This window comes from Thermodesulfobacteriota bacterium, assembly GCA_034189135.1.
In the GTDB taxonomy this organism is placed as follows: Bacteria; Desulfobacterota; Desulfobacteria; order Desulfobacterales; family JAUWMJ01; genus JAUWMJ01.
The window spans coordinates 1-13,871 of the sequence record JAXHVO010000072.1; the positions used below are offsets into that span (position 1 = coordinate 1).

At 43.1% G+C, this 13,871-nt stretch carries 16 protein-coding genes and 2 pseudogenes; 6 read left to right on the plus strand and 12 right to left on the minus strand.

Translation table 11 applies throughout. The features are described from left to right. From SWH54_10715 to SWH54_10725, 3 genes and pseudogenes are all read left to right on the plus strand, one after another. On the plus strand, nucleotides 1-205 hold a 205-nt coding region (locus tag SWH54_10715; protein MDY6791726.1), incomplete at its 5' end, for a hypothetical protein. Nucleotides 206-285: 80 nt separating this feature from the next. Continuing rightward, nucleotides 286-537, plus strand: a complete 252-nt coding sequence (locus SWH54_10720) for a hypothetical protein (protein ID MDY6791727.1) — start codon at nucleotides 286-288, stop codon at nucleotides 535-537. A 12-nt stretch (nucleotides 538-549) separates the two neighbouring features. After that, nucleotides 550-936: pseudogene (locus SWH54_10725) on the plus strand (redoxin domain-containing protein). A gap of 66 nt (nucleotides 937-1,002) precedes the next feature. Here SWH54_10725 and SWH54_10730 read toward each other — a convergent pair. The 12 genes and pseudogenes from SWH54_10730 to SWH54_10785 form a co-directional block, all read right to left on the minus strand. Beyond that, nucleotides 1,003-1,296, minus strand: a complete 294-nt coding sequence (locus SWH54_10730; GenBank protein MDY6791728.1) for a GYD domain-containing protein — start codon at nucleotides 1,294-1,296, stop codon at nucleotides 1,003-1,005. Between the two features lie 135 nt (nucleotides 1,297-1,431). Continuing rightward, nucleotides 1,432-2,463 carry a TIGR00730 family Rossman fold protein gene (locus tag SWH54_10735; GenBank protein MDY6791729.1) on the minus strand — a complete coding sequence of 344 codons (1,032 nt, stop codon included), beginning with the start codon at nucleotides 2,461-2,463 and terminating at the stop codon, nucleotides 1,432-1,434. Nucleotides 2,464-2,469: 6 nt separating this feature from the next. Continuing rightward, nucleotides 2,470-3,255, minus strand: a complete 786-nt coding sequence (locus tag SWH54_10740) for a PhzF family phenazine biosynthesis protein (GenBank protein ID MDY6791730.1) — start codon at nucleotides 3,253-3,255, stop codon at nucleotides 2,470-2,472. 52 nt (nucleotides 3,256-3,307) lie between these two features. Beyond that, nucleotides 3,308-3,745 (minus strand): VOC family protein, encoded by a 438-nt coding sequence (locus SWH54_10745; GenBank protein ID MDY6791731.1) that lies wholly within the window; start codon nucleotides 3,743-3,745, stop codon nucleotides 3,308-3,310. A gap of 273 nt (nucleotides 3,746-4,018) precedes the next feature. Beyond that, nucleotides 4,019-4,345 carry a HigA family addiction module antitoxin gene (locus tag SWH54_10750; protein MDY6791732.1) on the minus strand — a complete coding sequence of 109 codons (327 nt, stop codon included), beginning with the start codon at nucleotides 4,343-4,345 and terminating at the stop codon, nucleotides 4,019-4,021. A 4-nt stretch (nucleotides 4,346-4,349) separates the two neighbouring features. Continuing rightward, nucleotides 4,350-4,634 (minus strand): type II toxin-antitoxin system RelE/ParE family toxin, encoded by a 285-nt coding sequence (locus SWH54_10755; GenBank protein ID MDY6791733.1) that lies wholly within the window; start codon nucleotides 4,632-4,634, stop codon nucleotides 4,350-4,352. A gap of 105 nt (nucleotides 4,635-4,739) precedes the next feature. Continuing rightward, a complete protein-coding gene (locus tag SWH54_10760; GenBank protein ID MDY6791734.1) occupies nucleotides 4,740-5,978 on the minus strand; it encodes a tetratricopeptide repeat protein in 1,239 nt (412 codons plus the stop codon). A 305-nt stretch (nucleotides 5,979-6,283) separates the two neighbouring features. After that, nucleotides 6,284-6,547, minus strand: a pseudogene (locus SWH54_10765) (PhzF family phenazine biosynthesis isomerase). Between the two features lie 60 nt (nucleotides 6,548-6,607). After that, a complete protein-coding gene (locus tag SWH54_10770) occupies nucleotides 6,608-7,030 on the minus strand; it encodes a VOC family protein (GenBank protein ID MDY6791735.1) in 423 nt (140 codons plus the stop codon). A gap of 54 nt (nucleotides 7,031-7,084) precedes the next feature. After that, entirely contained in the window at nucleotides 7,085-7,612 is a 528-nt protein-coding gene (locus SWH54_10775) for a hypothetical protein (GenBank protein ID MDY6791736.1), read from the minus strand. A gap of 243 nt (nucleotides 7,613-7,855) precedes the next feature. Then, nucleotides 7,856-8,908 carry a hypothetical protein gene (locus SWH54_10780; GenBank protein MDY6791737.1) on the minus strand — a complete coding sequence of 351 codons (1,053 nt, stop codon included), beginning with the start codon at nucleotides 8,906-8,908 and terminating at the stop codon, nucleotides 7,856-7,858. A 141-nt stretch (nucleotides 8,909-9,049) separates the two neighbouring features. Continuing rightward, on the minus strand, nucleotides 9,050-9,793 hold the full coding sequence (locus SWH54_10785; GenBank protein MDY6791738.1) for a hypothetical protein: 744 nt from the start codon (nucleotides 9,791-9,793) through the stop codon (nucleotides 9,050-9,052). 1,262 nt (nucleotides 9,794-11,055) lie between these two features. Between SWH54_10785 and SWH54_10790 the strand changes: the two genes are divergently transcribed. The 3 genes from SWH54_10790 (at nucleotide 11,056) to SWH54_10800 (ending at nucleotide 13,800) form a co-directional block, all read left to right on the plus strand. Then, nucleotides 11,056-11,394, plus strand: a complete 339-nt coding sequence (locus SWH54_10790; protein ID MDY6791739.1) for a P-II family nitrogen regulator — start codon at nucleotides 11,056-11,058, stop codon at nucleotides 11,392-11,394. A gap of 24 nt (nucleotides 11,395-11,418) precedes the next feature. Next, a complete protein-coding gene (locus SWH54_10795; protein MDY6791740.1) occupies nucleotides 11,419-12,753 on the plus strand; it encodes an ammonium transporter in 1,335 nt (444 codons plus the stop codon). A gap of 282 nt (nucleotides 12,754-13,035) precedes the next feature. Next, complete coding sequence (locus tag SWH54_10800) at nucleotides 13,036-13,800, plus strand: M20/M25/M40 family metallo-hydrolase (GenBank protein MDY6791741.1); 765 nt, start codon at nucleotides 13,036-13,038, stop codon at nucleotides 13,798-13,800. Nucleotides 13,801-13,871: the final 71 nt, after the last annotated feature.

A 13,871-nucleotide genomic window follows, 5' to 3' on the forward strand; every position in this document is an offset into this window, starting at 1 on the left:
TTGGATTTTGGTCACAGAATCAGCGCTGTTACCTTTAATCCAAAAGGAGCATTTTTTAAATACTCAGCATAGCTTTTGCCATTCTCCCCAGCTTAGCTGGGGGTTTAGCTCTGTAATTAATGGAGTTGGCCGATTCCATCGTAGAGAATTTAAGAAAAAAAGGAAAGTGGGATGCAAACCAGCAGGAAAAAAACGAATAAAATGAATGTCTCAATTTAAAACCGGCTGCTACCATGTGGGAAGGTCAGCTAAGCACAATGATAACCAAAACCAGGAGAGGCTATTATGATGACATTGAAGGAACAACTCGAGGCGATCAAGGCCCAGACCGCTTCCATGATCACACCGGAGATCGCAACCGCTATGAAACAGGGCTATGAAGAGCTATCCAAAAGAAAGGTATTGGATAAAGCATTAAAGACCGGTGAAACCGCCCCGGCATTTACCCTGCCCGATTCTGACGGCAGCATGATTCGTTCAAAGCATCTTTTGGCCAAAGGCCCACTTGTGATCCTGTTTTACCGCGGCAAATGGTGACCCTACTGCAATGCAGAGCTGGTAGCCCTGCGGGAAAGCTATACGGACATACAAGCGGCTGGAGCATCTCTGGTTGCGATATCGCCCCAGCTTCAATCCTACTCCCGGGAACTTGTAAAAGAACGCCGATTGCCGTTTGAGGTGCTTAGCGACCGTGGTAATACAGTCGCCACTACTTTTGGCGTCGCTTTTTCACTGCCCGAAAGCATGCGATGGGTTTACGGGGAAGTATTTAAATTCGACCTTCCCAAATACAACGGGGATGACAGCTGGCCCTTGCCCATGCCTGCACGCTTTATTGTCGATCCACACGGTGTGATTCAAGCCGCAGATGTGAATCTCGATCATACGGTGCGTCCCGAACCCGCGTCGGCCATTGAAGTGTTGCGAAGCCTTTGAAAGCGAACGCTAATAATCAGCCACGCGGCGTCTGATCATTGAAGTCCCAAGATAATTCCCGGTGGTTTAGATATCTTTTGCCTTACCCAATAGCTTATCGAACTTTTCGACCTCCACTACCGGCGATGTGGTAAAGGAAATTCCTGTCAACTTGTTTAATTCAACCGAAGTGGCCATCGCTTTTTCTGCATCGGGAAATTCCAGTGTAAAGACCAGATCATGCTCTCCGAGCACAGCGTACATGGAGATAACCTTTCCACCGTTTTTATTGATCAGTTCCACCGCCCGGTCTGTCCGTTCGGAGCTGATGTCTTTTAATGATTCTGCCGAGTACTTGCCGAACATCATGAATATAGGCATCTCATTTCCTCCTTTCTTCTTTTATTTTTCTTTCAAAAGATTCATTTTTTTTTAAAGAACTCCCGGTGAGTTGCTGCATTGCAGTATTTGAAATCATAGTAGCATAAACTGGCAGATGCTTTGGGCAACCTTCAATCAATCGCTATTGATGGAATCAATGAGTGCTTTTAGTCCACCGAAATGTTTCCTGTCGAAATCCAGCACCAGTCGGGGCAGTTCTCTAATTTCGGGTTCATCTATCTCTTCAGGAAGAGGTCCCGACAGGTATATCTCTCCTTGGGGTCTCAGGATCTCTGAAAAACGACTCCTCAGATCCTCTAGTTTGTGTTGGCTGATTGCTGAGCGCAGCCGAATGACCAGAAAATTGCCAATATACCTTAAACTGTGATATCGGGAGTAAAAGCGTTTGATTCTTTCAACAGCAACATCGGTTGAATCTATCCTCTCAAACAGTGCCAGATCTGATTTACTGATATTGCCCTGCGAGAGAATCGTTTCCTCAACGAACTCAGCCCATTTTTTCCAGTAGGTTCCTTCGGGTTCGTCCACCAGGAGAATCGGCACGGGATTGCGCTTACCTGTTTGCACCAGGGTAAGAGCCTCCATCCCCTCATCGAGTGTACCGAACCCACCTGGAAAAAGCACGATGGCATCGGATTCTTTCAGAAAGGCGACTTTTCGATTAAAGAAATATTTATAGGTTATGCTCTTTGGGTTTCCATCAATGACCGGGTTGGCCTTTTGCTCAAAGGGAAGCCGAATATTCACGCCGAAGGAGTATTCCGATCCTGCACCTTCATGGACCGCTTGCATGATACCGGGACCACCCCCGGTGATGACCATATACCCTGATGCCGCTAACTTCTGCCCTAACGAAATGGCCATCTTGTAAGTGGTTTCTTCTGTCGAGGTTCGGGCCGATCCGAAAACGGCAACTTTTCGAACATGACGGTAAGGTCCGAAAGCCTTCGCCGTAAAACGCATTTCTTTCAATGAGTTATTCATCAGCTTCAGATCAACTGCGCCGTCATCTTCCTGACCGGCTTTGAGAGATGCGATGATCATCTCTCGCACGATTTTAGGGCGGGTAATATTCCCTAAAAGCCCAAGTAACTCTTGAATAACCTGGTCTACAGGACCATTATCTTTTTTAAAATGAAGTTCCATTATTTTTTATGTTTCAATTTTGATTTTACCTTCCATATATTTTACAGCTTTGCCGGATATATGAACCCGGTCATCAACGATCTCACAGCTTAGCTCACCCCCTCTTGCTGAAACCTGTTTGACATTAAATCGTTTTTTGCCAAGCTGGGATGCCCAATAGGGTGCCAGTTGTGTATATGCCGAACCGGTTACCGGGTCTTCGAAAACGCCATATTTAGGAGCAAAAAACCGGGTGACAAAATCATAGCCGGATGATTTTGCGGTAATAATCACCCCGCGTAAATCCAGCTTTTGTAACTGCGCAAAATCCGGGTTTGCCGTTTCAATATCCCTTTCCCGCTCAAAAACGACCATATAATCTTCTGATTTCAGACATTCAACAGGTGTTGTATCAAAAGCTTTTTCAATTTCCGGTGGAATATCACACAAAACAGGGGGTTGCGCCGGAAAGTCCATAACCAGCCACTCATCATCCTTGGTCACGGTTAGTATGCCTGACCTGGAATCAAACACCACCCGGTTGCCCTTGTAGCCGAGAATATTAAACAACACGTACGCCGATGCCAGCGTGGCGTGACCGCATAAATCCACTTCACTGGTCGGAGTGAACCATCGAATATGGAATCCATCGCCGGTGGGAACGAAAAAAGCGGTTTCAGATAAATTGTTTTCTTCCGCAATGGATTGCATCATTTCATCGGGCAGCCATTCGTCTATCGGACAAACCGCTGCCGGATTGCCTTCAAAAGGCCGGCTGGCAAATGCGTCTATCTGGTATAAGTTTAATTCCATGGGTTCTCCTCAAAAAATATATGAATTCAGTATGGGCTTTCTTCAATTATTTTCAATCATCATTTTGCGAAGTTTCCTTTAACTCCCCGCCCTTATCGTCAATAAGCTCCAGCAGGACGCCGTTCATCTTATTGGGGTGAACAAAAGCAAATTCACAATCCCGAAACGGCCGGGCGCCTCCAATAAAGGGATAATCTTTCTGCTTCAGCTCCCCCATGGCCTCACGGGTGTTGTCAACATTAAGACTGATTACCATGACGCCTTCGCCCCTTTTCTCGATAAACCTGGCAACATACCCATCGGGCGTGGTCGATTCCATCAGCTCGAAACCAACTTCCCCAAGCCGGTATCTGGCCACCTTGATTTTTTCGGATTCATCGATGTATTCGTCATCCGGCCCGGATTTGCCCAATACCGGCTCCCAGACTTTTCGTGCATCATCGATATTTTTAACCGCAATGCAGATATGATCGACTTTATTTACTTTCATTTTAGCCTCTTTGTTTTAAGATATGGAAAATACCCGCTTACCGGAGAGCAGTAGATCCGGTAGCAGATGTTTAGAGATTTCCGGGACTTTAATTAACTAGTGTTTGAACGAAAAGTCTCTTTTTATCATTAAAAAACCGGTTAATAGTTAAAGAAGAGTGTTTAGGAATTCAGAATACAAGAACCGGAAGTCTGCCTTCTGCCTCTGTGCCTTCTGCCTTTTTTGGGTTGTTGTTCGGATTTGCCGCTCTTTAATGCCTGTTAAATCAAGAAATTATGCATTGACCTGATTAGACACTTCGGCACGTGGGAAATACACTTTTACTTCTTTTTCAATTTTTTTTCCTACCTTACTTCGAGCTATTTTCATATTGTACCGCACCTGTAGATTCAACCAAAATTCAGGTTCTATCCCAAAATATTTACCAAGGCGTAGCGCAGTGTCAGCGGTGATTTCTCTTTTGCCGTGAATAACTTGACTAACACGATTTGCCGGTACATTAATATCTTTTGATAGCTGACTCTGGGTAATGTTCATTGGTCTAAGAAATTCTTCTAATAGTACGTCACCCGGTGTAATTGGAGATAATTTTTTGGTCATTATTTTACCCCTTATGATAATCAACAATCTCTACTTCTATGACGTTTTCATCCTTCCATACGAAACAAATACGCCATTGATTATTAATTCTGATGCTATGTTGACCTTTTCTATTGCCTTTCAATTGTTCAAGTCGATTTCCCGGAGGAACCCGCAAACTGTTTAATGAAACGGTCGCATTTAGAACCTCAAGCTTTATTCGTGCAATTTTGGAAATGCTTCTGAATCTTTTGACATCTAAATCATTAAAAAGATTTTCCGTTTCCTTGCATTTAAAAGTTTTTATCATATTTATATATATGACGTCTTACGTCATTCGTCAAGCTAAATTTTCATATAATACAGAATGTCCCGCAACCAATAAATGCGCTAATCAAGCCTTGACCCCGTGCTTTTATCCTTTTCTATTTTCTGCCTGTTGGGCAAATACCCGGAAACGGCGTGCTTCCTCCTCATTTCCCATCGAAGCATATATTCGGCTGATCTTTTGAAAATATAACGGAGCATTTTCCGGATCATCCTGAACCAGGGAAAGATACATTTCCATAATCGCTGAAGAATGATGGCCTAAATCAAAGCTGATATCTGCGAATCTTCGTTTGATCAGAGGATCGATGCGGGTATGACAGCCGCGGCACTGATCCATGATTTCGATATACAGATCCCTGGCGCTTTCAAGGTCTCCCAATGTCTCCAATGTGCCGGCAAGCGCAATCGCTAGTGGTTCGTGCCATCCGTATGTCCCCATGAAATCCTGATAGAAGGAGGCGGCTTCCTGATGGCGCCCGGCCTGAGACAGGGTTTCGCCACGGAGCAGGACATAGGCCAAAGAGATTTTAAGGTCATCCGGGCAATCGGCAAGAAGGGTTTCAGCCTGATCAAAGGCCCCCATTTCCCAGTAAACCTCGCAAAGCACCTGATAACCCGGCAGGGCATCCGGATGATGTTGGAGAAAGGTCTCCAGCAGACGGCGGGCTTCATCCAATTTCTCCAGGTTCAGGTAGGCCGTGGCCAGCTCAAGGGGGATAATTGAATCCGGGGCAGGGTTCTCCTCCAAGGCATGAGACAGGTCATCGGCTGCGAGATCAAAGTCTCCCCGGTTCAGCGCGAGATAACCGGTTTTAAAGGACTCTCCATAGGAAAGGTAGGCCTCCTGCATCTCTTCGGGCAGTGCACTGCAGAGTGCCATAAAAGTCTCATCGTCCTGATCACCGGTGTATGTCTCGTCATCGGCGAGGGGAGTCCGGTCAGATTGGGGCACTTCCATTTGAATATCTCCGGCTGTGAGGCGTGCAATCTCCTGCATAAGCTTTTCAACAGCGAATATCAATGCAGGGTCCCGGGTCAAGTCGAGGGCCAATTGAAGATATTTCCTCGCCTCATCGTAATATTCGGCCTCCATCAATTCTTCACCGGCCTGCCTGTGTTCGTGTGCCAGGGCCCTTTTGGCCTGAACCAGTTTATCTCGAAGCCTTGTTTCTGAAGCATCATCAGGCGATGTTTTTTCCAATGCGTCCAGGGCCTTTTCGAATTCAAGCTTCGCCCTGCCCCAATCTAAGGCCTTTAAAAAGGCATCACCCCTCTGCTCAGTCTTTTCAGGATCTTGATTGAAAAATATTTTAAAAAGCCCCATAAGCTCAAAATCCTTTTGTTCTTATCAATGTTTTGTGTTTTCCTGAAGCGTGGGAATTCGAATTTCTGCTCGAAAACAGGAGTTTTCGGCAGACACTAAATAGTATTTCAAAAAAATTCTTAGCCTTTTCTCTTAAAAGTGTGTTTTGTACCCCCAAAATTCCCTTTTAAGGCCTTATTTGACGCAAATTTTAAATGTATTATCTATAATATCAACATATTCCTGTGGCCCGACCCCCATTCATTAATTGGATTGCCTATCATTGCTGGTCAAATAAGTCATGAATGGACTTGACCCCTTTTTTTGTAGCCGAGGATATTGAATAACACGTAAGCCGACGCCAAGGTTGCGTGACCGCATAAATCCACTTCACTGGTCGGGGTGAACCATCGAATGTGAAATCCATCGCCGGTGGGAACGAAAAAAGCGGTTTCAGATAAATTGTTTTCTTCCGCAATGGATTGCATTAATTCATCAGGCAGCCACTCATCTAGCGGACAAACCGCTGCCGGGTTGCCTTCAAAGGGTTGGCTGGCAAATGCGTCTATCTGGTATAGATCTAATTCCACGGGATTCTCCTCATAATTTATATAAATGCCCTTGTGTAAGCTTTCTACTCTTCAGTCATGCTAACTATCCTTGAACTCCCCACTCTTATCGTCAATGAGTTCCAGCAGGACGCCGTTCATCTTATTGGGGTGAACAAAGGCAAATTCACAATCCCGAAACTGTCGGGCGCCTCCAATAAAGGGATAATCTTTCTGCTTCAGCTCCCCCATGGCCTCACGGGTGTTGTCCACGTTCAAGCTGATCACCATGACGCCTTCGCCCCTTTTTTCGATAAACCTGGCAACATACCCATCGGGTGTTGTAGATTCCATCAGCTCGAAACCCACCTCCCCAAGCCAGTATCTGGCCACCCTGATTTTTTCGGATTCATCGATGTATTCGTCATCCGGCCCGGATTTGCCCAAAACCGGCTCCCAGGCTTTTCGAGCGTCAGCTATATTTTTAACCGCAATACTGATATGGTCGACTTTATTTATTTTCATTTGATCCTCCCCATATAGCCGTTAGAGTTCGGCAGATGGTTGTGTATTATAATTTTAGGGGCGTCTCACATCCCCATTCTCTTCCTTTAGTTGTCGAAGTGTTTCTTCCAGAACTGGGAGTCGCTGTTTGTCTTTGGGGTCTGTTGAGGTTCTCTTAAGCTCGATCATCATCTTAAGATCGAGAACCTTAATTGTGTGGCCTCTAAATTTAACATCCACTGTGTGTTCAAGTAGGTCATCATAGGTTTTCCCTTCCTCAATCGCAGCAAGGGCGTCAAGGGAGCCCAACTGGGTCGAAAACAGAGCATGGCCTTCTCCTGAAAGATCCCGTTCCGTTGGTTCAATTATATTGTCATCTAGGCGACGATGAAATGCGCCAATTGACTTGAGAAATACAAGCAGTTTGACAATATTTTCGGAAGATCGGCTATGGACAATTTCAACGTCCATCGTAGTAACCGGCGCGCCCTGCACAACGGCCGCAAGACCACCGACCAGAATAAAGTTGACGTCGGCTTTTATTAGCCCCTCAAGTACTGCGCTTAGGTCCGGACCGTTCTTTTTTTTGTTGCTTATAGGCATCTCTTAACTCCCAGATAGTTCGTACCGCGTTATTATTTGCCTGTAAGCGTTCCTCTGGAGACATCTTGAGAAACATTGCCACCAACCCCTTGTCAACACCCAATGAGTCCTTGGATTCCGTTTCCTTTACCATTTAATCCTTCCTTAGCAATAAACCCAATTATGTCAGATGAACGTGGGCATAACCTGCTGAGATGAAGCTCAGCGAAATCTCAGTCAGAGATAATTCCGTTGTTGTGCCCTTCAATAGCCAAATATACTTTGCCCTAACATCGTTGGTGGTAAATGTATTTTCATTTTGCCGAACGGTTCGGGTGTTTTCCTTATTTTTTCTGCATTATGCGGATTTGGAAAAATAAAAGGTTCAAAAGTATCTTTTAGTAAATCTGTTCCAGGCTTAATGAAAAAAATCATGTCAATATTTGTATATCTTTCCTTGCTCCATATTCCATCATCCTGCAAAATTTCCTTAAATTGCATTTTGCTATCTTTATCTCTATAAGAAACTACCGCTTCCCTTCCATAAAGCGCTTCTTGAATAGTTTCTTTTGAAAGAAATATATTTGAATCGCATGTCATAAAAATGAAGCTGTAAATATCTTCACCTAATCGTGACTTGAATTTGCTGTTAGATTTTTTTATCTTCGAAAATATTTTGTCTTTGATATTCGCCGTGTCTATCTGCTGAGCCAAACCATCGGCAATGCCTAAAACATGTTCAATCCCCACCTTACCACCGGAATTACTCTCATAGATTGCTTTAATCCAAGCTGCCGTTTCTTCCTCTATAATGAGTTCTTTTTTGTTTCCTATAGTTAGAGAGGCACCCTCATCGGCGATCCAGTCAACGATTTTATTGACATCTTTGGGTTCAATATCTTCGGAAAGCCAGATCTCAAAAACATTATTGGTTTTGGATGCTATTCTCCGGTCAATCTGGCTGACTAATTTCTTTTTTACAGTTTCATTAACAAACTGAGTAATCACCTTTGCTTCTATTTGAAAGGGCTTGTCATCAATATTGAATACAAATTCAGGAGGTCTTTCAAAATCATCTGGTTCGTATACAATCCCTTTGATTTTATTTTGGGATAGAAACCATCTGCAAAGATAAATTTCGAAAAGAAAGGGTCTAATAGTATATTGATTTTTATTCGATAAAAAATTGTCTACTAATTTGGAAAAACCCTTTTTTTGCAGACCAATTAGCTGCGCATTTAATAATTCAAGGCGGTCTGAATCCAGTATGCCTGGGAAATTAGCTGCAACTTTCTTTATTCTTTCTTGAAAGGGCATTCTGATTCCTGCTTATTGTACAACATTTGAACTGAGCCGCAGCGAGACACACTGTGCCGCAAAAGACTCGTTCAACTATAAAATTGGTTTTAGGAAAATCCGCCTTTCTCTCGCTGTCTGCTCCAGTGATTATAACTTGCCTTATACTTCCGGCAGCCCTTCAGACTTATGTACCATTTCTGTTATTGATTCTACAATATCTTCAAAATAACTTTTTACAGAAACTCCTTCGTCTAAGAACATTTGGATTGTATCATCAGCAATATCTGAAAGTATTTTTGTTTTATCATATATGGCACCGGTTTTTTTATCAATTACAGTGCCACCTACTGACTCAGCACTCAAAGTTACACAGAGCCTTTGATGGCCTTCTCCAGCCCATAGAAATCTATTGTGAATCATAGTATTCCTAATATTAAGGGCTGGTTCAAATACAAAATAGAATAAGGATTTAATTTCTTTAGCATGTTTTGAATTAATGCAGTTAATTTTCCGTAAACGAGCCAAGAAAAAGGTAAAGCACTCTTTAAACCTAAAAAATTCATAAAAATATGTTCTTGCTAATAACTTGTATCTTAATACTGGATCACCAGATACTTGCTTTTGAAAAAATACAGGATCTTCCTGCAACATTTTCAAATCGCTCAGAACAAGATTCAAATTCGCTATTATTTCATTGCTATCCATTAAAAACGCCCAAATGTCGAAATAGATATTTAGGGGTCTTGGAAAATTGGGTGTTGGAAGGTTTCCTGTTTTGTAATCCCAATCAGGCTTTGAGGCCATTTCCTCAGTCATCAACTTAGCAATAGGAATAAGAGCTTTTCCTAATTTATCAGGTTGCTTAAGAAGTGGAATTGTATATGCATCAATTTCTTTATTCATTGAAGAATTCTAACAAGTGATTATACAGACTCGTATATCATCACGATTTTAAGGCTATCCTATTTTCATTCATATTGTGGTTTCTTACCGGAAAACAGTCATAATATATCATCAAATGGATACAATATTCAATAATTATATTTACTTGGAGTCAAGTTCGTTTTCAATTAGGCTTAACTTATTGGTAACTGCTCAGGTGGGTAGGTTGAACCAGGCTTCGCCTCCAGCTTCAGTCTACGCTTCCAGCTACGCCCTGACAAGACGACCCGGCAAAAGATTTAAGAAAGTTTCTACCGGGGATCTCACTTACTCTAAAAACTGAAGGCAGTAACGTTTAGCCATCCACTGCCTTCTGTTTATGATAATTTGTTATTTATGGTTGTTCCGGTTCTTCTCGATTGTTCTCCGTTATCCGAAAATCCATATCAAAGGAATCCATGATAGAAGGAATATGACTATACCGCTCTTGGTGTACTTCCTCATCGTTCCGTCTTCCTTAAACAAAGGCCCAAGGTATAAAAAAAATGGAGGCCAAGATTTTATTCTGTGCTTTGCCTTTGGATTAAGTAAAAATGCCAGGACAGAAGCGATGATAAAAGCCACTGTTAAAAATATTTTATCTTCGATAAATAATACGCCAAAATTCACTATTTATAGTAACTCCATCAAATTAAGAATAAATATGTTTCAATAAGCATATAGTTGTTAGTTACCCGGATTCTCTTTTTCCGCACTTCCGAGAAACATAACAGAAAACCAACCACAACCTGTTTGGGCTGCGTTTTGCAGTCAATCAACGTAATATTAATGCTTACTGCAATTATAATGCCGGATAGCTTAATATAGAAATTACATAATAATTTAAAATGTTAGAGGAATATGAAAAATCTGCAAAACTTGAAAGTGACGAAAATTGTAACTGGTTTTTACAATTTTCGTCACTTTTACAGCCCAAATATTCATATCCTCGGTAAACGATACAGACTGTTTTTGTAAATAATATTTGTTATTTTTCTGACTAATTATTACAAATTTGTATTTAATACTTTTGATTATTTCATATTTGTTATTTTTAATATTTTAGCTTTCCCCTCCTGTGATTTTTTTTAATCCATGTTTACAAGTGGTTAAGTCCCTTTCGCCCTTAATCTAACTGTTTGGCACACCCTTTGCTCTATGGTTAGCTGAGCATTCATGAAGGCTGATCAAAACAGATGTATTGAACTAGTTTTACAGATACCTACTAAAAAAGGAGCATGTTAATGAAAAAAATTGAGGCAATTATTAAACCGTTTAAACTCGATGATGTGAAGGACGCCTTGAGTCGTATAGGTGTAAAAGGAATGACTTTAAGTGAGGTCAAAGGATTCGGCCGTCAACGTGGTCACAAGGAAACATACCGCGGAGCGGAATACCAGGTGGATTTTGTACCTAAAGTAAAAATCGAACTTGTTATAGAGGCTTCCATGACCGATCAGGTGGTGTCCACCATTTCCGAAAAAGCCAATACAGGAAAAATAGGCGACGGCAAGATTTTCATATTACCGGTGGAGGAGGCTGTCCGACTCAGAACCGGAGAAACCGGCAAAGATGCCATTTAAATTTATAAAAGGAGGAAAGTTAAGATGAAAAAAAGGATAGCTCTGACAATATTACTCACCACTATAGGCATTTCCAGCGTCTGGGCCGGAGATGAGCCTCCAACGGTTTTATCAAACAAAAACGCCATTGACCTGGTACAATCCCATGCTGATTATGTATGGACACTGGTGGCGGCAGCCCTGGTATTTTTTATGCAAGCCGGATTTGCCCTGGTTGAATGTGGTTTTACACGGGCAAAAAACGCAATTAACATCATGATGAAAAACCTGATGGATTTTTCCATAGGTTCACTGGCATTCTGGGCCATAGGCTTTGGTATTATGTTTGGTGCGACAAAAACAGGATGGTTTGGAACTTCCGGTTTTTTCTTAAGCGGTTTTACCCCTGGTGGTGATCCCTGGGTGCTGGCCTTCTGGATGTTCCAAGTGGTTTTTTGTGCAACTGCCGCTACCATCGTATCCGGTGCCATGGCGGAAAGAACCAAATTTACCGGGTACCTTTTATACAGTGTGATCATAAGCGCTTTGATCTATCCGGTTTTTGGAAGCTGGGCATGGGGAGGCCTTCTCAATGGAGAAGGCTGGCTGGAAAAGCTGGGTTTTATTGATTTTGCCGGATCTACCGTGGTTCATTCAGTGGGTGGATGGGCAGGTCTGGCAGGTGCCATAGTACTTGGTCCACGCCTTGGCAAGTATATAAAAGGCGATGGAATAAAACCGATTCTGGGTCACAGTATGCCTTTGGCGGCCCTCGGTGTATTTATCCTGTGGCTGGGATGGTTCGGGTTCAACCCGGGATCAACCACAGCGGCTAATAAGGATATCGCTTTAATATTTGTAAACACCAACCTTGCTGCGGCAGCCGGCGCCGTTCTGGCAATGTTTACCTCCTGGATCAAGTTCGGCAAACCGGAAATAGGCATGAGCCTTAACGGAGGCCTGGCCGGCCTGGTGGCCATTACCGCACCCTGTGCAACGGTATCTCCTTTAAGCGCTGTTATAATTGGAGCTATTGCCGGAATCATCGTGGTGCTTTCCGTTATCTTTCTTGACCGCATTAAGGTGGATGATCCGGTAGGTGCCATATCGGTGCACGGTGTCAACGGTGCCTGGGGCACCCTGGCAGCAGGCATTTTCAACATGGGCGGGACCTCTGCTAAAATCATAGGCGTACAGCTTCTCGGTATAGGGTCATGCTTTCTCTGGACGTTTGGAACCGCCTTTATCATGTTCAAACTGATTGACAAGACCATCGGTCTGAGGGTATCGCCCCAAGAAGAAGCGGAAGGTCTCGATTTCACCGAACATGGTGGAAACTCCTACCCTGACTTTGAAGTTTCATCATACGCACAGCAGTAATATATGACGCTGCTTTTTCCGTGCCTGCCGGCAGCAAAGTTGTTGGGCAGGCACGGCTTTCTCTTGCAGTTTTCACTCTACCAGCTTATATAATTGTATCTTATTGACCAATTATTTTACAATTTTGTAGGCCTTTTGATTTTAATAGATATCTTATTTTCAGAAATATATTCCATAACCTTTTAATTTCACATTAATAAAATCGGTTTGAAGAAATAAAATATCCGGATGCAGACCGCGAGATCTGCACTGATCAAACTTTTCTTTTGCCGAATATTCATCATGACCACTTATAAGACCATCAGCGATTTTTTAAAAGCACAGGAGCCGGAGATGTTCAGGCTCCTTCGAGAAATGGTGCTGATCCAAAGCGGCAGCTTTAATAAGAAAGGGATTGACCGTGTCGTCCGGCTGATACAATCTGCATTTAAACATAATAAGGTTTTATGTAACGTTGTTGAGCAGAAAATCTTCGGAAACCATCTGATTTTCCGGTCTTTTCGCCAAACCCCTCCCGGCACGCAGGTGCTTCTGGTGGGCCATATGGATACTGTCTTTCCGGAAGACACCCCTTTCAATTGGTACCAGGAGGATAGCAAAAACAGTTACGGCCCGGGGGTGAGTGATATGAAAGGAGGACTGGTCGCCGGAATTTTTGCCATTAAAGCCCTTGAGTCTGCCGGTCTTTTGGAAAAAATACCCATCACTTTCTTGTTTAACTCAGATGAAGAAATCGGTTCAAAAAGTTCCGCAAAACTCATTGAAAACGAGGCTAAAAACAGTGCGTTTGCCTTTGTTTTAGAAGCCGGAGGCCTTGCCGGAGAAATAGCCACCGGGCGAAAAGGAATCATTTCCGCAAAACTGGATGTCAAAGGCAAAGCCGGCCATGCGGCTTATGCCGACAAAGCCAAAGCCAGCGCCATAGTCGAACTTGCTCATAAAATCATCGCCTTTGAGTCGTTGAACGATCATCAAAGAGGGATTACGGTAAATGTGGGCAAAGTCATGACCTCCGGCCCAGCCGGAGGCTTGCATAAAGCCCTATAAGGGCATCGATACTGATAACCCCTTAAGGGGTATTATTGTGTTAAAATTACTGTTCTGCGACCAAATCCATT

Bases quoted from the DNA above. Each gene is read 5' to 3' on its own strand.
- SWH54_10720 (MDY6791727.1), top strand. From the start codon at position 286: ATGATGACATTGAAGGAACAACTCGAGGCGATCAAGGCCCAGACCGCT.
- SWH54_10730 (MDY6791728.1), bottom strand. From the start codon at position 1,296: ATGCCTATATTCATGATGTTCGGCAAGTACTCGGCAGAATCATTAAAA.
- SWH54_10735 (MDY6791729.1), bottom strand. From the start codon at position 2,463: ATGGAACTTCATTTTAAAAAAGATAATGGTCCTGTAGACCAGGTTATT.
- SWH54_10740 (MDY6791730.1), bottom strand. From the start codon at position 3,255: ATGGAATTAAACTTATACCAGATAGACGCATTTGCCAGCCGGCCTTTT.
- SWH54_10745 (MDY6791731.1), bottom strand. From the start codon at position 3,745: ATGAAAGTAAATAAAGTCGATCATATCTGCATTGCGGTTAAAAATATC.
- SWH54_10750 (MDY6791732.1), bottom strand. From the start codon at position 4,345: ATGACCAAAAAATTATCTCCAATTACACCGGGTGACGTACTATTAGAA.
- SWH54_10755 (MDY6791733.1), bottom strand. From the start codon at position 4,634: ATGATAAAAACTTTTAAATGCAAGGAAACGGAAAATCTTTTTAATGAT.
- SWH54_10760 (MDY6791734.1), bottom strand. From the start codon at position 5,978: ATGGGGCTTTTTAAAATATTTTTCAATCAAGATCCTGAAAAGACTGAG.
- SWH54_10770 (MDY6791735.1), bottom strand. From the start codon at position 7,030: ATGAAAATAAATAAAGTCGACCATATCAGTATTGCGGTTAAAAATATA.
- SWH54_10775 (MDY6791736.1), bottom strand. From the start codon at position 7,612: ATGCCTATAAGCAACAAAAAAAAGAACGGTCCGGACCTAAGCGCAGTA.
- SWH54_10780 (MDY6791737.1), bottom strand. From the start codon at position 8,908: ATGCCCTTTCAAGAAAGAATAAAGAAAGTTGCAGCTAATTTCCCAGGC.
- SWH54_10785 (MDY6791738.1), bottom strand. From the start codon at position 9,793: ATGAATAAAGAAATTGATGCATATACAATTCCACTTCTTAAGCAACCT.
- SWH54_10790 (MDY6791739.1), top strand. From the start codon at position 11,056: ATGAAAAAAATTGAGGCAATTATTAAACCGTTTAAACTCGATGATGTG.
- SWH54_10795 (MDY6791740.1), top strand. From the start codon at position 11,419: ATGAAAAAAAGGATAGCTCTGACAATATTACTCACCACTATAGGCATT.
- SWH54_10800 (MDY6791741.1), top strand. From the start codon at position 13,036: ATGACCACTTATAAGACCATCAGCGATTTTTTAAAAGCACAGGAGCCG.